Below are 16,458 nucleotides of genomic sequence, written 5' to 3'. Positions count from 1 at the left end.
GCTTCAACACGCTCCCAGCTCCGAACAGGTTCTCGGGGGAACCCCGCTATGGCCTAGGGAAGCGCACCACGTTGTCGGGCAGCTGGGCCGCCGCCTCGGCCTTGCGCAATCGTTCGGCCAGGACGGCTCCCGCGAGCGTGAGATGGGTGACCTGATCCTTCAGTCCATCGTTCTTCTTCGTCAGCTCGGAAACGCTCTTCCTCAGCTCGGAGACCTTCTTCCGCAGCCGCGCCTCGGCCTCCGGGACCTGGGTCGTCTCGGCGCGGACACGCTCGTAGAACGCGTTCTTCAGGTCCGCGTGCCGCTTCATCAGGGCCATGCGATGGACACCGGCCTCGGCCGCCAAGGCGACCACGGTCAGGCTCCCGTTGGAGACGGTGGGCTGGCCGCTCAGGAGCCGGTCGATGGCGGCACGGATACGGGTGCGCTCATCCTGGTGCTGGTCGTTCATCTCAGGTCCTCGGCTGGTAGGGCAGTGGCATCGTGAGTATCGGCGACTTCGCGTAGGCGGTCCGCATTGCGCTTCAACCTCCGGCCTACCGGTTCGGGAGATGCAGCGGCCAGTGCGTCGAGCTCGTCTGCGCGTACACGCAGACCGCGGGCGTGAGTGTCGGTGCGGACAGCGTTGCCACATCCCAGTTCACAGGCGAATTGATTCGGTGCGATGGCGTTCGGGGCCGGCTCGCAGAGCGCGGTGTCGCGCTTGAACACGCAGATCAGGTGAGCATCAGGATTGTCGAACAGGACCAGTCCGTCACGGGCCAAGAAGTTGGCGGCCTTCTTGGCGAACTTGGAGGTGACGATCTTGCCCTCGAACCGTGGAGTGGCCGCGACTGCGGTCAGGGCCCGGCGGGCAGCAGGCCCGGAGATCTTCTCCCCGGCCGCCATGCGGTCGGTCAAGTTCGCCGCGGTGTCGGCTGCCGCCAGCACGGTCTCGACGTCCAGCTCGCTGTGGATACCACGCCGACTGCGGACGCCGTAGCCGGTGGACGTGCGAGCATCCAGCACCGTGCGCATATGACCATACTGAATCGCAAGCGCGATCAGCCCGCGTGGGCGTCGCGCGACATGCCACGCCAATGTCCTGCGGAACCGGATAAGAGTGACCTCGCCATACGGGTCCTTCGGGATTCCTTGCTCCGGTAGCCCTCGGGACTGAGCCTCCCCGTTCGCCCACTCCACGAAGTCCGCGATCCGGTATCGCAGCCCGGCGAGCTTCAGGGCACCGGGCAGAGGGCGGTTGGTGAGGAAGTCATGGTGGGCCGCGCTGAACAGCAGTTCGCCATCCGGGACCATGCGCTCCAGAACCCGGATGGCGCGAACCACGGGGGCGATCGCAGTCCAGGGAACCTCGCGGTCCTCCCCTCCCGAGATGTGGTTGCCATCCTCATCGGTGACGTTCTTGAAGTGCCGGCTGAAGATCAGGTGATGCCCGGTTGTGCCGTCTGGGTCAGGCTCGGGACAGCAGCCTGACCGCAGGTTCTGAACCTCCTGCGGGCGCATGCCGGTCAGGTACAGGCAGATGACCGCCGCGGCGGTGCCCAGATGCCGGATCAACTCGGCGGCCTCGTCCCAGCTGATGGACTCGCGCCACGGTTGCCCGTTCAGCAGGCCAGTTATCTTGATAGGGAGTGGGGCAGGCGTGTGACGCTCGTCGGCGATTTCCGTCAGGCCATGCCGCTGGTTGAAATGATCGACCTGGGCAGGGCTAGCCCCGGTCGTCGCCGCCACAAAGAGTCTGGCGAGGCGGTGAAAGCCTTTGTGCTCGACTGTCGGCAACGAGGCTCCGCAGCGGACAAGCGGCAGCAGGTACTCCTCCAAGGCAGCCCGCCCTTCAGGGCTGGCGCGGAGCGTGGAAGCGAGATCGGTCATGCGTCGCCTCTCGTTCCAGGCCGCCAGGATGTCGTCCGCGAAGTCCTCGACCAGCCGGATCGACCAGACCAGCAGCGGTCCAATGACTGCTGGGTCGAACGGCTCAGTTGCGTTCTCCACCTCGCTGCCGCCCTGCTCGGCGGGCAGGTAGTCGTCCAAACCCTCGACTGCCCAGGGGGGGCTGGGGAACGCCGGCCGGGTGCGCGGTGAGCTGGTCGTATGCCCAGAGGTCGGTCAGCCGACCCAGTACCCTCTCCATGTAGGTCCGGGTGGCGTCACTGCCGCGATGAGCGGCGTAGGCGGTGTAGTCATCCGAGCTGCAATCTGAGAGGCTGCGGATGCCGCGCTCGACCAGCCACTGAGCCATGATCATCCACTCGTGGCAAGTCATGACCAGCTCTGCGGCCCCCATCCGAGAGCGTGCCGCGACTGCTCGGGTCCTCAGGTAACTGGGGCGGAGTTCACCGTTGATCGTGGCCCAGGCGATCATCTTCAGTTGGTCGTGCACCTCGGCTGGACTGTTTTTCCAGTGGATGGACACCAGGCTGGTAGCGGGGTTGTCGATCAACGGGGCAAGAGACCAAACCTCGTCCCGATAGCGGCTGTTGGGGTGATGATTGTCCGGGCTGATCCACCGGTCCAGCACAACCGGGCTGTCCGGGGTTGGCGCCGGCAGACGATATGGGTCGTCGTCACCGGCAACTAGAGTGGCGCTCATGGGGTGAGATCGCCTTTCAGAAGGAGGTCTACCAGCATGCGGTCGGTGTCGTTGACCTTGGCCAGGGCGGCATGCCAGGTGGAATGGCCGACCTTGTCGCGCAGGTCCTCCAGCCTCAGCAGGTGGTCGTGCCAGCGGTCGTTCCAGTGCTGCTCAGGCAGAACAGACTGCATGCTTGCCAGCTGCTGGTGCAGATGGGCGAGGCGGGCATGGTGGCCGGGATGAACATGTGCGTTCCGGCAGGCCAGGCACAGCATGAACTCCGCTCCGCAGCCGCCGTCGGAGTGCGGCCACGGGCTGGTGTTCTCATCTGCGCAGTCGGCGGTGGCGGTTTCCAGGTGTTCCGGGTCTGGGATGTCGCTCAGTTGGCCACCGAAGACGGTGGCACGAGCCTTCTCCAGGGCCGCGGTGGCACCCTCCTCGAAGATCTCACGGGAAGCAGCCTGAACGCGCCGGTCGGGTAGGACGTAGACACTCTGATGTGTGCGCTGGGAGTGCTGGAGAGGGCGCCCCTCCTCTACGACGGTGCTCCGCCGGACCCGCTGGAACGGTGAACCGCGGAGTCCTAGTGAACGCCCCCAGCTCCCCGCAGACTGATCGGAGATGCCGAATCGTAGAGGACCAACTGGACGTGGCCGGTCCATCTTCTTGTCCTCGCGCATGGTCTTGAAGGTGCGGAACGTGATCAGCAGATCGGTACCCGGAGCCAGCTCCGCCGCGAGAACCCTGCCGTGCAGGGTGGCCTCCAGAGCCTGGGTGATCAGCCGCCCTGGCGAATCTGCTCCGGAGTCGGTGATGTTTTCGGTGGAGAACCAATGCCCTCTGCCGGCCCGGCGCTTCTGGATCTGTACCTGGTAGGTGATCGCCTTCGTCTCGCCGGCCGACGGCGCTGTCGTGGGCGCTGGCATGTGGTTGAGGACGCTGAGGTTCCAGCCGAACCGGCCGGTTAGGAGCACACCAAGGGCCGTGGCCTCGCGATTCGTCAGGAACAGCCGATTCCACACCGGTCCGGCGGCTGCGGAGCGGAGCAGGCGACGGTTCCACAGGACCCGGTGGCCACCTGGCGTAACCGAGTGGGGAACGTCGCCGGTGCGGGCTAGGTGGTCGAGCGTCCTCCCGATCCGCCAGTCTTCGCTGCCCTCGATGAGGTGCCCGGCTCGCCATCGCTCCAACAGCTCCGTGTTCTCACGGATGCGAATCCTCGCGGTCCGGAACTCCCGCTGAGCGGCCAGTAGTACCTGCTTGCGTTCTGCCTCATCAAAGGACTGCTGTTCGCTCCTCGGCCCCGGGACGCGCCGGGAAACCTCCTCTGCTGCTGGCCCGGTTCGCATGCGCGCGTCTTGCAGCAGCAGCACCCGGAGGCGTGCGAGGATGCCCTTCCCGTGACTGCTGGCGATGTTGATCTGGCGCCACCGCCTCATAGTGGCCACATCAAGATCATCCAAGTCGCGTGGGATCGGCTTGCGATGCTCCAGGAAGCGCACGAAGGCCAGCAGCGTGGACCAGTAGGCCAGAGCCGTGCTGTGCTGGGTCCACCCACGCGATGCGCGGGCGAAGGCAGCAGCCAGCGAACGCTGCATCGGTTCGGGTGCCGCCAGCGTGGTGAAGTCGAACTCCTTGGAGAAGCCAGCCTTGTTGACTACCGTCACCACGAGCCCGCCGGGTGGCAAGGGCTGAACGGCATGGTGATCGTGAGTGGGGAGTGTTGCCCGGCGCCCGCGTCCGCTCATGAGCCCACCGCCGGAAGTGCATCGACCAACTTGTCCACCAAGATCTCCACGTCCTGGATTCCCGTGGTCTCCCGTGCGAGCCGGGCGAACACCCCGTCCAGGTCCTCGATCTCGTGCTTGCCGGGGTCGGTGTCGGTAATCGCGAGGATCGACTCCAAGCGCAGGTGCGACACCGGTGCTAGATAATGGCGCCTAGTGGTCTCCACGTCCGCGTGCCCCAACAGTGTCATGACCAGGAACCACGGGTCGCCGAACAACAACGCGAAGTCCCGCCGGTCCGCAGGTTTCAGCCCGAACCTCGTCTCCATCAGCTTGTTCAGCAGGATCAGCATGTAGAGAGCCATGGAGTGCCTAGCGGAGTGCGGTGTCGCCCACGGCGATTTGCCCCGCACCTCGGCGAGTCGGAAATCCCGCCCCAGCTTCCGCTGGTCTGAGGTCAGCAGCACCTCCTCGCAACGGAGGTTGGCGTTCCTGAAGACAGTGTTCCAACGGTCCGTCAGCATCGGCAGGCCCTGCTCGGTCAGCCACAGCCACGCCGGCTCCGGCCCATCAGGTCCTTCCATGAACAGCCACCGGCGCTCGCGCCAGTCCAGGAGATCGAGCTTCTGCTCCCCTTCCCTTCCAGCGCGGTCAACCCAGCGGACCTTCGGCACCCTGCCGTGCGTCACCTCCGTGATCAGCCGCATCTGGGAGATCCGCTCGTACCGCCCGGCCTCTTGAGCCCGCGCGATCGCCCAAGCCCGTTCGGACTGCACGTACGCGTCAACCTGGCCCAAGGCATCCACACTCGCGTAAAACGTCCGACTCCTCTTCGACCGCGTCAGGGCGGCGGCGACGAGCCCATGGCAGTACCGCCCGTGCCGCAGCCGTTGTGTGGGTAGCTCGAACGTCAGCAGGGCGCCGCCCTCCTGACGCCGGAGCCCCGAACTCAGCGTCAATTGCACGAATGAAGTGTTACGCTCTTCGGTCCGCGCAGCCCACCCGGGCTCTGGTACCCCCAGGTGGGTGTGGCCGCGCAACCCGATGTTTGACCACAACCTCCAGGTCCTGGGTGTCAGCCACGAGACCCGTGAACTGACCGAGTGTGCTGCCCGGTGCTCTCGCCGTCCTACGTCTACCGGCATCGGATCTGCCTTCGCCCACCTGTACAGGCGCGTGAAGGCTGCCGCCTCGCGGTCCCACTTCGCTCCGCCGATCCTCCTCTCGTTCAGCGGAGAGTTGCATCGCCAGTCCCGGTAGTCCGACAGGTCCTGCTCACTCGCATCCCGCCACCTCACGCCGCGTAGCGAAAGGAAGCTCAGCAGAAGCCGGTAGTCCGTCCCATAGTTCCGCCTGGTCTCCCGATCCAGGATGCGGAACTCCTTCGACCGTACGAAGTCCAGCAAGTCGACATCCACGCTGAACTGCGGTGACACGAAGACCGGATCGCCCGGCTTCAGCCCTATTTCTGCCACTGCCGCCGGCAGATCCCTGACCCCCAACACCTCATCGTTCGGCAGCAGCCCCCACTCTCCCGGATCTGGCACCCACGCCACAGTCCACTCGCTCACGACGGCCCTCCCTTCCCCTTGAACACATCCAATCATCAGGGAAGGCGTGAACAGCGGGGAGAAGTGGCCGCAGCGCAAGTTGACGGTCGGTCTGAGCCCCGCGTCCGTGCCCAAGAGCGGCAGCGGGTTCGACTTGGCCGTGGCCTGCGCCGTCCTGGCTGCCGCCGAGCGGCTCGATCCCAGCTCGATCGCTGACCTGCTGATCATCGGTGAGCTCGGGCTGGACGGCCGGGTCCGTCCGGTCCGCGGCATCCTGCCCGCCGTGCTCGCCGCCGCCGACGCGGGCTACCGCCAGGTGGTGGTGGCCGAGCAGACCGCCGCCGAGGCCGCACTCGTCCCCGGCGTCACCGTCCTCGGCGTCCGGAGTCTGCGGCAGCTGGTTGCCCTGCTCACCGGATCGCCGGTGCCTGAGGAGGATGCCGCCCCTGTCGGCGGTCCGGTGGACCCTGCCCTGGCCGGGCTGGTCCTGCCCGGTTCCATCCTGCGCGGGCGGCCGATGGAGAAGCCGCCCGAGCTCGACCTCTCCGATGTCGTCGGCCAGGACACCGCCCGCCGTGCCCTGGAGATCGCCGCCGCCGGAGGCCACCACCTCTACCTCAAGGGCCCGCCCGGGGCAGGGAAGACCCTCCTCGCCGAGCGGCTGCCCGGCCTGCTGCCGCCGCTCACTCAGAGCGAGGCCCTGGAGGTCACCGCCGTCCACTCGGTCGCAGGCCTGCTGCCCTCCGACCGCCCGCTGATCGAGAGCCCGCCCTACTACGCACCCCACCACTCGGCGACCATGCCCGCGATCGTCGGTGGCGGCAGCAGCCAACCCCGACCCGGGGCAGTGTCCCTGGCTCACCGGGGTGTCCTCTTTCTCGACGAGGCGCCGGAATTCTCGGTCCGCGTCCTCGACGCGCTGAGACAGCCGCTCGAATCCGGAGAGGTGGTGATCGCCCGCTCGGCCGGCACCGTCCGGCTGCCGGCCCGGTTCCAGCTCTGTCTCGCCGCGAACCCGTGCCCCTGCGGGCGGCACTCCCGCCGGGGCGGGGGCTGCGAGTGCACGCCGACGATGGTGAACAGGTACCAGAGCCGCCTGTCCGGCCCGCTGCTGGACAGGGTCGACCTCCAGGTCGAGGTCGAGCCGGTCACCAGGGCTGAGCTGCTCGGGACGGTTGACACCAGTGAGACCACCAAAGCGGTGGCCGACCGGGTACGCCGCGCCCGCCGGCGGGCCGTCGCCCGGTACGCCGACACACCGTGGCGCACCAACGCGGAGGTGCCCGGGCACACGCTCCGCACCCGGTGGAGACCGGCCGCCGGCGCACTCACCGACGCCGAACGCGACCTGGAGCGGGGGCTGCTGACCGCCCGTGGTCTCGACCGAGTCCTACGCGTCGCCTGGACGGTGGCCGACCTCGCCGGCCACGACCAGCCGACCAGGGCCGACGTCCAGGCCGCACTGATGCTCCGAACCGGCTTCGTACGCGGCCGCCCGCTGGCAGGTGCCCTCGCCGGCCGGTCCGCAGACCCCGACTCCAACCTGGGCGGCGAGCTCTGACCGACCTTCGCGCCCTGCTGCTGCTCGGCCACCGCACCACGGCGGGCCGGCTCTGCTCACCCGCAGACCGGCCGCCGGCCGATCCAGTCCTGTCGCCGGGGGCCGGGGGCCGGGGGCCGGGGGCGGGTGGCGGGTGGCAGGTGGCAGGTGGGGGCGGCGGGCGTGGGGCCCGCACCATCGAGCCCCGCCACTCCGCTGCTCCCACCACCCCGCGGCCCAACCGACCCCACCACCCCGACCACCAGCACCCACGCACCCATCAACCCACCCAGCCCACCCAACTCACCCGCACGGAGGCGCAGGTGAACCGCTCCCAGCTCAGACTCCCGCTCGCCCTGCCCGAGGAACCTCCCGCCCGGCAGGATGCCGCGACCACCGCCGAGCGACGGGCCCGTGCGGCCCTCTGCCGACTGACCGAGCCCGGCGATGCCGCCATCGGCCGCTGGCTGACCACGGTGAGTGCTACGACGCTGATCGAGGCAATCCGTGGTCAGACTGTGCCGGGGTTCCTCGATCTGGACGCGACCAGACTGGCCGGGTACCAGGCGCGATTGCCCCTCCTCGACCCCGATCGAGACCTGGAACGGGTACGTACGCTCGGTGGGCGGTTCATCATTCCGGGCGACAGTGAGTGGCCCTCCCAACTGGACGATCTCGGCGACAGCCGCCCGCTCGGGCTCTGGATCCGAGGCACCGGTTCCCTCCGGCTGCTGGCCCTCCGCTCGGTCTCAGTGGTCGGCGCCCGTGCCTGCACCTCCTACGGGGCGCACGTCGCCGGTGAGCTTGCCGCCCAGCTCGCCGAGCGCGGCTGGGTGATCGTCTCCGGAGCCGCGTACGGGATCGACGCGGCAGCTCACCGGGGTGCTCTCGCGGTGGGCGGCATCACGGTCGGCATTCTGGCCTGCGGCGTGGACGTGGCCTACCCCCAGGGCAATTCCGAGCTGATCTCGCGGATCGCCGCACAGGGCCTGCTGGTGAGTGAGCTCGCGCCGGGCGAGCACCCGAACCGGTTCCGCTTCGTGCTCCGCAACCGGGTCATCGCCGCGTTGACCAGGGGCACAGTGGTGGTCGAGGCGGCCCTGCGCAGTGGTGCCCTCAGCACCGCTCGGCGTGCGCGGGACCTCAACCGTCACACCATGGGCGTGGCCGGGCCGGTCACCTCGGAGCTGTCGGCCGGAGTGCATGCGCTGATCCGCAGCGGCGCGGCCACCTTGGTGACGGATGCTGCCGAGGTTGCCGAGCTGGTCGGGGCGATCGGGGACGATCTCGCACCGCGACACTCCGGGCCGGTGCTGCCGAGGGATTTGCTGGAGCCCGCCGTGGCCAGGGTGCTGGAAGCTGTCCCGGCCACCGCAGCCGGGGCCCCGGTCGAGCGGCTGGCCCGGCAGGTCGGGCTCTCCGGCGACGAAGTCCTGCAGCGGCTCTACGAATTGGGCTCGCTCGGCTTCGTCGAGCGGTGCGGCGCGCACTGGCGGGTGGTGCGAGGGCGCGGCGGCGCGGCAGGCGGCTCGCCCCGGTCGGCGTGAGCCGCACTCCACCGGATCGAGGGACGACCGAGTGGCGGTAGCGCATTGCAGCGACTCGGTCACGCTACGCTCGCATAGGCTCCTATCAGCACATGACTCGGCAGAACGGCGCAGACCAACGTATGCCCACACACATTCCCGGACGCAGGGTGACTGGTGCCGTCCGGTCCTCGGGAGGGTCAGGAGCGGAGGCACGGCCCGCTGCCGATCTTCAGCCGAAGACGCCACGGGCGACCAACCTGGCCAGGCAGCCCGGGCGGTCCGCCCTCGGTGCCAAGGACGACACCCCCACAGGCCTGGGCGTGCGCCCGCCCGCCGCCCGCCGTGAGCCCGGCGCCCCGCCGGTGGACCTGGCTCCCGGCATCAGCCAAGGCCGCAGCGGCGCACTGCCGGCCGACGCGGCCACCTTGCCGACTGCCGTTGCACCAGCAGCAGCTGCACCGACCTCCGCCGCGCCAGCAGTTGCCGAACCGTCAATCGCAGTAACGTCCGCTACCGCAGCATCGTCTGCCGTGGTCACAGCCGCAGGCCCGGCAGTCACCGACCCGCCCGCCGCCGACCCGTCCGCCATCAAGCCCTCAGTCGCCGGACCACTCGCTGCCGAACCGCCTGCTGCTGAACCACCCGCCGCCCAACCACCCGCCTCCGTATCACCGCCTGCCGCAGCAACGGCCGCAGTGAAGGCAACTGCTGCGACCTCGGCGGGCGGCGAGCCGGCGGTCACCGACCGCACGGCGCTCAACCTGCTCTGGCGTTCGTACAAGGAGACCGGGGATGCCCGGCTGCGCGAGCAGCTGATCCTGCACTACTCGCCACTGGTGAAGTACGTGGCGGGCCGGGTAGGCGTCGGGCTGCCGACCAACGTCGAGCAGGCGGACTTCGTCTCCTCGGGCATCTTCGGGTTGATCGACGCGATCGAGAAGTTCGACATCGATCGGGCGATCAAGTTCGAGACCTATGCGATCAGCCGGATCCGGGGCGCGATCATCGACGAGCTGCGAGCGCTCGACTGGATCCCGCGTTCCGTCCGGCAGAAGGCCAAGGCCGTCGAGCGCACCTACGCCACGCTGGAGGCGAGGCTGCGCCGGACGCCGCACGAGCCCGAGGTCGCGGCGGAGATGGGCATCCCCCTGGAGGACCTGCACGCCATCTTCAGTCAGCTCTCGCTGGCGAACGTGGTCGCCCTCGACGAACTGCTGCACCCGGCGGGCGAGGGCGGTGACCGGCTGAGTCTGATGGACACCCTGGAGGACATCGCCGCTGACAACCCGGTCGAGATCGCCGAGGACCGCGAGCTGCGCCGCCTGCTGGCCACGGCGGTCAACACCCTCCCGGAGCGGGAGAAGACCGTGGTAACGCTCTATTACTACGAGGGCCTGACGCTGGCCGAGATCGGCCAGGTGCTCGGGGTCACCGAGAGCAGGGTCAGCCAGATCCACACCAAGTCCGTCCTCCAGCTGCGCGCCAAGCTGTCGGACATCCGCTGAGTCCACCGCTGAGTCCACCGCCGAGTCCGACTCCACCGCGCGCCACCGCGCTCCGGTGAGCACCGGGAACGGCGGTGGTGGCCGTTCGGGAGTGGTCCAGCGGGAGCAGCCGGGCCTGGCCTGAGCCGAGCAGGGCCAGTGGGTCGAGGTAGCGGTGGCCGCGCAGCAGCCCCCAGTGCAGGCAGCCCCCGGTGCAGTGCCCGGAGTCGTCGGCGGCCAGTTCCCCGATGGCCGCTCCGGCGGCCACCTCGATGCCGGGCGGGAGCGAGCCGGCGACGGGTAGGTACGTGGTCCGTAGCGGCGGGTCGCCGGAGCCCGGGTGGGTGACAGTCACGACCGGTCGGCCCGCCACCACGCCGGAGAAGGACACCACCCCGGGGGCGGCGGCCCGTACGGTCTCCCCGGGCGAGGCCGCGAGGTCGACCCCGCGGTGCCCGGCGGCCCACCGCACGGGTGGCGCGTCGAAGCGCCGCAGCACCCCACCCGGCCCGCCAACCGGCCAGGCCCGCCCACCTCCCGGCCCGGCCTGGCTGACCAGTGTCCCGGTGGCCGGCCAGGAGGCCCGGGCGAACGGCTGCGGCGCGCCGAGCACGAGCACTGCCGTCAGCAGCGCGAGCAACAGCACCCGCCACCGCCGGTCGGGCGCGGGCGGCGGCGCCGAGGAGCGGGCCCACGGACGGGCCGACGTGGTAGGTACGACACAGGTAGCAGCCATGGCATGGGAGGGTCCTCCGCCCCCACAGCCCAGGCCACCCACCACCGAAAACCTGTGGACAACCTGGCCCCTGTGGAAAAGCGGCGAGCCCGAGCCACGCCCCGCCTCACCCGGACGGGTGAATCACCCCCGAGCCGCCGGCCCAGCACAGCCCCCAGCCGGCCCCCGTCCGGCTTCCACCAAGTCCCCACCAGGCCTCCGCTCGGCCCCTGCCCGGCCCCGGCACGTCGCACCAACCACCCCCGCCCCGCCCGCCCACCGAAGGCGGAGTCGCTCGGCGCTCGGCGCTTCCCGTACACTTCACACGCGACCCGGTCCGCCGGGTCGACTTCGCACGCCCCGCCACCGGCAGGGCCCGGCCCCGCGAGGGCGCCGGAATCCCCGCCAGGTGCGAGTGCCGCTCGGTCCACCGAGCCCGCCGCGGTCCAACCGCCCGGGCCGGAGGCTCGGCACGTTCGGGGCGTCAGGCGTGGCGGTCCTCCTGACCGTCACGGACAAACCGAGCCCGACCTGGCAGCACCGCGAAACGCGGCAGCGGCCAGGCGCATTACCTGAGGAGCACGGCTATGGCCGTCGTCACGATGCGGGAGCTGCTGGAGAGCGGCGTCCACTTCGGTCACCAGACCCGTCGTTGGAACCCGAAGATGAAGCGCTTCATCTTCACGGAGCGCAACGGCATCTACATCATCGACCTCCTGCAGTCGCTGAACTACATCGACCGCGCCTTCGAGTTCGTCAAGGAGACCGTTGCCCACGGCGGCAGCGTCCTCTTCGTCGGCACCAAGAAGCAGGCCCAGGAGGCCATCGCCGAGCAGGCCACCCGCGTGGGCATGCCCTACGTGAACCAGCGCTGGCTCGGCGGCATGCTGACCAACTTCTCGACCGTCTACAAGCGTCTGCAGCGCCTCAAGGAGCTCGGCGAGATCGACTTCACGGATGTGGCCGGTTCCGGCCTCACCAAGAAGGAGCTCCTGGTCCTCCAGCGCGAGTACGACAAGCTGGAGAAGACCCTCGGCGGTATCCGCGACATGCAGCGCGTCCCCAGCGCTGTCTGGATCGTGGACACCAAGAAGGAGCACATCGCGGTCGGCGAGGCCCGGAAGCTCAACATCCCGGTCGTCGCGATCCTCGACACCAACTGTGACCCCGACGAGGTCGACTACAAGATCCCGGGCAACGACGACGCGATCCGCTCCGTCACCCTGCTGACCCGTGTGATCGCCGACGCCGTCGCCGAGGGCCTCAAGGCCCGTGCCGGTGTCGCCAAGGGCGACGCCAAGGCCGAGCCGGGCGCCGACCAGCCGCTCGCCGACTGGGAGAAGGACATCCTCGAGGGCCAGAAGGCCGCCGAGGTCGAGGCCCCCGCCGCCGAGGCCGCTGCTGAGGCCCCCGCCGCCGAGGCCCCGGCCGCCGAGGCCGAGCAGGCCTGACGTACCAAGGGTGAGGGGCACTCGCCGGTACGAAACCGGTAGGTGCCCCTCTCTCCCGTGCCGGGGCCGAACCATCAGCTCCGTCGCACCACTCCCCGCAGACACGCGAGACGCGAGAAGAGATTCACACCATGGCGAACTTCACCGCCGCGGACGTCAAGAAGCTCCGTGAGCTCACCGGCGCCGGCATGATGGACTGCAAGAAGGCTCTGGACGAGGCCGAGGGCAACGTCGAGAAGGCCGTCGAGCTGCTCCGCATCAAGGGCCTGAAGGGTGTTGCCAAGCGCGAGGGCCGCGACGCCTCCAACGGCGCCGTTGCCGCCCTGATCGCCGAGGGCAACAACTCCGGTGTCCTGGTCGAGCTCAACTGCGAGACCGACTTCGTCGCCAAGGGTGACAAGTTCGTCGAGGTCGCCGACAAGCTCGCCGCCCACGTCGCCGCCACCTCCCCGGCCGACCTGGACGCCGCCCTGGCTTCCGAGATCGAGGCCGGCAAGACCGTCCAGGCGTTCGTCGACGAGGCCAACGCGACCCTGGGCGAGAAGATCGTCTTCCGTCGCTTCGCCCAGTTCGACGGTGACGGCTTCGTCGCGGTCTACCTGCACAAGAGCAGCCCCGACCTCCCGCCGACTGTCGGTGTCCTCGTCGAGCTCGACAAGGAGAACGCCGAGGTCGCCAAGGACGTCGCGCAGCACATCGCCGCCTTCGCGCCGAAGTACCTCTCCCGCGAGGAGATCCCGGCCGAGGACATCGAGAACGAGCGCCGCGTCGCCGAGGCCACCGCTCGCGAGGAGGGCAAGCCCGAGGCTGCCCTGCCGAAGATCATCGAGGGTCGCATCACCGGCTTCGTCAAGGAGAACTCCGTTCTGGAGCAGGCCTTCGCGAAGGACAACAAGAAGACCGTCGCCAAGGTCCTCGAGGAGAACGGCGTCGCCCTCAAGCGCTTCGCCCGCTTCCGCGTCGGCGCCTGATCACACGTTCCTCCGCGCTTCCCACCCCGGGCAGAGAACCCGCCTAAGGTAGGAAGCGCCGGGCCACCCGCGAGGGCGGCCCGGGACGCGCCGTCGGGCTCACCCAGCGCACCCCAGGTCAGAGGGCGGGCTACGTCGGCACCATGAACGACGAGGAGGCCATTGCCGTGCAGGACACCGTTACCGGTTCCCGCGGCAGTGGCCTCCTCGCGTGTACGCGCAGCTCCGAGGCCCGGCACCCCCGGTCGGCCCGGTCTGTGAACCAGTAGGTGGAGAAGGAGAAGTCCATGCAGGAGACGCAGGAGTCCGCGACCGACGGGACGCGGCGCCGCGTTCTGCTCAAGCTGTCCGGTGAGGCGTTCGCCGGTGGCGGCGGCCTTGGCGTCGACCCGGACGTCGTGCACAAGATCGCCCGCGAGATCGCCACGGTGGTCCGCGGCGGTACCGAGGTCGCCGTCGTGATCGGCGGTGGCAACTTCTTCCGGGGCGCCGAGCTGCAGGTCCGCGGCATGGACCGGGCCCGCTCCGACTACATGGGCATGCTGGGCACCGTGATGAACTGCCTCGCCCTGCAGGACTTCCTGATCAAGGAAGGCATCGAGACCCGGGTCCAGACCGCCATCACCATGGGCCAGGTCGCCGAGCCGTACCTGCCGCTGCGGGCCGTCCGCCACCTGGAGAAGGGCCGTGTGGTCATCTTCGGCGCCGGTATGGGCATGCCGTACTTCTCCACCGACACCACCGCCGTGCAGCGTGCCCTGGAGATCCACGCCGAGGTGCTGCTGATGGGCAAGAACGGCGTCGACGGGGTCTACGACTCGGACCCGCGCACCAACCCCGAGGCGGTCAAGTTCGACTCCCTCGACTACACCGAGGTCATCGCCCGCGACCTCAAGGTCGCCGACCTCACCGCGATCACGCTGTGCAAGGACAACGGCCTGCCGATCCTGGTCTTCGAGCTGCTCGCCGAGGGCAATATCGCCCGTGCGGTGAAGAGTGAGAAGATCGGCACACTCATCAGCCAGGATTCCGCCCGGGCCTGAGTCGAAGTCACGACGGCCGCCGGTAGCGGCAGCCGCAGCACCACCGCCGTCCCGGGCACCGGAAACGGCACCAGAGCAGATGAACCGGACAGGGAGCAGACAGTGAGCGAAGCGATCGAAGAGATCCTCCTCGAGGCCGAGGAGAAGATGGAGAAGGCCATCGCCGTCGCGAAGGACGACTTCGCGGCGATCCGTACCGGTCGTGCCCACCCGGCGATGTTCGCCAAGATCGTCGCGGACTACTACGGCGCGATCACCCCGATCAACCAGCTCGCCTCCTTCTCCGTGCCGGAGCCCCGGATGGCGATCGTCTCTCCGTTCGACAAGAGCGCGCTGCGCAACATCGAGCAGGCGATCCGCGACTCCGACCTCGGCGTCAACCCCTCCAACGACGGCAACATCATCCGGGTGACGCTGCCGGCGCTGACCGAGGAGCGCCGCCGCGAGTACATCAAGCAGGCGCGCAACAAGGGCGAGGACTCCAAGATCTCCATCCGCGCCATCCGTCGTAAGGCCAAGGACGGCTTCGACAAGCTGGTGAAGGACAAGGAGGTCGGCGAGGACGACGGTCGCCGTGCCGAGAAGGAGCTCGACGACCTCACCGCGAAGTTCGTCGCGGTCGTCGACGAGCTGCTCAAGCACAAGGAAGCCGAGCTGCTCGAGGTCTGACCGACCCGCACCTCGGTAGTACCCGCACCCCGCTGGTACCCGCAGCCCGGTAGTACCCCACCTCGGTAGTACCCGCTCCTCAGCAGTACCCCGCTCCCGCACCCGGTTGCCGCCGCCGTGAGTGCCCCGGACGGCCCGGCCGGCTCGACAGAGCCCGGCAGGCCCCAAACGGGTCACTCACGGCGGCCGCCGGTGTACCGGAGGCCTCGCGCGACACAGACTCAGTCCATGCGCGAAGCAGTACCGCAACGCCAGAGCCGTCCGCACCCCGCACCGCCGTCCGCCCCAGGGCAGGAGACACCCGTGGCCCAGCCCGACCAGCAGCCCCGCAAGCAGCGCGGTGGCCGCAACCTGCAGGCCGCGATAGGGGTCGGTGTCGGCCTCGGCGCAGTGATCATCGCCTCGCTGTTCGTGGTGAAGGTGCTCTTCCTCGTCGTGGTGGCCGCCGCCGTGGTGGTCGGCGTCTGGGAGCTGACCAGTCGGCTGACCGAGCGCAAGGGGATCCACACCCCGCTCGTCCCGCTGGCCGTCGGCAGTGTGGCGATGCTCGCCACCGGCTACTGGGCCGGCGCCCAGTGGGCCGCCGCCGCGCTGGCGCTGACCGGGCTGGCCGTGATGGTCTGGCGGATGAGCGAGCCGCCGGAGAACTACCTGCGCGACATAACGGCAGGTATCTTCACGGCCTTCTACGTGCCCTTCCTGGCCACCTTCGTCGCCCTAATGCTCAGCGCCGACGACGGCCCGTGGCGGATCGTCCTCTTCCTGATCGTCACGGTCTGCAGCGACACCGGCGCGTACGCCGTGGGCTACAAGTTCGGCAAGAACAAGCTCGCCCCGACGATCAGCCCCGGCAAGACCCGGGAGGGGCTGGCGGGCGGCATCGCGCTCTCGATGCTGGCCGGCGCGCTGATGATGCAGTACGTCATCGACGACGGCACCTGGTGGCAGGGCCTGATCCTGGGCGGCTGCGCGGCCGTCACCGCGACCCTCGGCGACCTCGCCGAGTCGATGATCAAGCGTGACCTCGGCATCAAGGACATGGGCACCCTGCTCCCCGGCCACGGCGGCATCATGGACCGCCTGGACTCCCTGCTGCCGACCGCCCCCGTGGTCTGGCTGCTGCTCGCCGCCTTCGTCGGCAGCTGACCCCCGCTCGAACCGAGGCCCCGGACGGCCGCCGTCCGGGGCAAGGGCCTTTTCGTCCAGG

General features: G+C 69.2%; 14 protein-coding genes. 8 read left to right on the top strand and 6 right to left on the bottom strand.

The window, feature by feature from the left end; genetic code table 11:
- Window positions 1-46: 46 nt before the first annotated feature.
- The 5 genes from ABT095_RS32165 to ABT095_RS32145 form a co-directional block, all read right to left on the bottom strand.
- Window positions 47-451, bottom strand: a complete 405-nt coding sequence (locus ABT095_RS32165; RefSeq protein WP_350533094.1) for a hypothetical protein — start codon at window positions 449-451, stop codon at window positions 47-49.
- Window positions 448-2,031 (bottom strand): integrase, encoded by a 1,584-nt coding sequence (locus ABT095_RS32160; RefSeq protein WP_350533093.1) that lies wholly within the window; start codon window positions 2,029-2,031, stop codon window positions 448-450. Before ABT095_RS32160 ends, ABT095_RS32165 begins: the two co-directional genes overlap by 4 nt.
- Window positions 1,976-2,590, bottom strand: coding sequence for a hypothetical protein (locus ABT095_RS32155; RefSeq protein WP_350533092.1), 615 nt, complete (start codon window positions 2,588-2,590; stop codon window positions 1,976-1,978). The genes ABT095_RS32160 and ABT095_RS32155 overlap by 56 nt, the downstream gene beginning before the upstream one ends.
- Complete coding sequence (locus ABT095_RS32150) at window positions 2,587-4,239, bottom strand: hypothetical protein (protein WP_350533091.1); 1,653 nt, start codon at window positions 4,237-4,239, stop codon at window positions 2,587-2,589. Before ABT095_RS32150 ends, ABT095_RS32155 begins: the two co-directional genes overlap by 4 nt.
- 77 nt (window positions 4,240-4,316) lie before the next feature.
- Window positions 4,317-5,870: a site-specific integrase gene (locus ABT095_RS32145; protein ID WP_350533090.1), complete on the bottom strand. Its 1,554-nt coding sequence runs from the start codon at window positions 5,868-5,870 to the stop codon at window positions 4,317-4,319.
- 46 nt (window positions 5,871-5,916) lie between these two features.
- On the opposite strand from ABT095_RS32145, the gene ABT095_RS32140 reads away from it, so the two are divergent.
- The 3 genes from ABT095_RS32140 (at window position 5,917) to whiG (ending at window position 10,423) form a co-directional block, all read left to right on the top strand.
- The gene (locus tag ABT095_RS32140; RefSeq protein ID WP_350533089.1) at window positions 5,917-7,410 is read left to right on the top strand and encodes a YifB family Mg chelatase-like AAA ATPase; all 1,494 of its coding nucleotides are present in this window, start codon (window positions 5,917-5,919) and stop codon (window positions 7,408-7,410) included.
- Window positions 7,411-7,745: 335 nt separating this feature from the next.
- Entirely contained in the window at window positions 7,746-8,936 is a 1,191-nt protein-coding gene (gene dprA, locus ABT095_RS32135; protein WP_350533116.1) for a DNA-processing protein DprA, read from the top strand.
- Window positions 8,937-9,505: 569 nt separating this feature from the next.
- Entirely contained in the window at window positions 9,506-10,423 is a 918-nt protein-coding gene (gene whiG, locus ABT095_RS32130; RefSeq protein ID WP_350533115.1) for an RNA polymerase sigma factor WhiG, read from the top strand.
- On the opposite strand, the gene ABT095_RS32125 is transcribed toward whiG, so the two are convergent.
- Window positions 10,362-11,138, bottom strand: coding sequence for a M23 family metallopeptidase (locus ABT095_RS32125; protein WP_350533088.1), 777 nt, complete (start codon window positions 11,136-11,138; stop codon window positions 10,362-10,364). The two genes, whiG and ABT095_RS32125, sit on opposite strands and share 62 nt — an antisense overlap.
- Window positions 11,139-11,704: 566 nt before the next feature.
- Here ABT095_RS32125 and rpsB point away from each other — a divergent pair.
- From rpsB to ABT095_RS32100, 5 genes are all read left to right on the top strand, one after another.
- A complete protein-coding gene (gene rpsB / locus ABT095_RS32120) occupies window positions 11,705-12,568 on the top strand; it encodes a 30S ribosomal protein S2 (RefSeq protein WP_350533087.1) in 864 nt (287 codons plus the stop codon).
- 131 nt (window positions 12,569-12,699) lie between these two features.
- Window positions 12,700-13,539 carry a translation elongation factor Ts gene (gene tsf / locus ABT095_RS32115; RefSeq protein WP_350533086.1) on the top strand — a complete coding sequence of 280 codons (840 nt, stop codon included), beginning with the start codon at window positions 12,700-12,702 and terminating at the stop codon, window positions 13,537-13,539.
- 287 nt (window positions 13,540-13,826) lie between these two features.
- Complete coding sequence (gene pyrH, locus ABT095_RS32110; RefSeq protein ID WP_350533085.1) at window positions 13,827-14,582, top strand: UMP kinase; 756 nt, start codon at window positions 13,827-13,829, stop codon at window positions 14,580-14,582.
- 147 nt (window positions 14,583-14,729) lie between these two features.
- A complete protein-coding gene (gene frr, locus ABT095_RS32105; protein ID WP_350533114.1) occupies window positions 14,730-15,251 on the top strand; it encodes a ribosome recycling factor in 522 nt (173 codons plus the stop codon).
- Between the two features lie 228 nt (window positions 15,252-15,479).
- Entirely contained in the window at window positions 15,480-16,397 is a 918-nt protein-coding gene (locus ABT095_RS32100) for a phosphatidate cytidylyltransferase (protein ID WP_350533084.1), read from the top strand.
- The last annotated feature ends 61 nt before the right edge of the window (window positions 16,398-16,458 follow it).

Origin of the sequence: Kitasatospora sp. NPDC002227 (assembly GCF_040296285.1) — a bacterium.
Classification (GTDB): domain Bacteria; phylum Actinomycetota; class Actinomycetes; order Streptomycetales; family Streptomycetaceae; genus Kitasatospora.
Note: the sequence above shows the minus strand (reverse complement) of the source record. Positions and strands in the feature narration are given on the sequence as shown.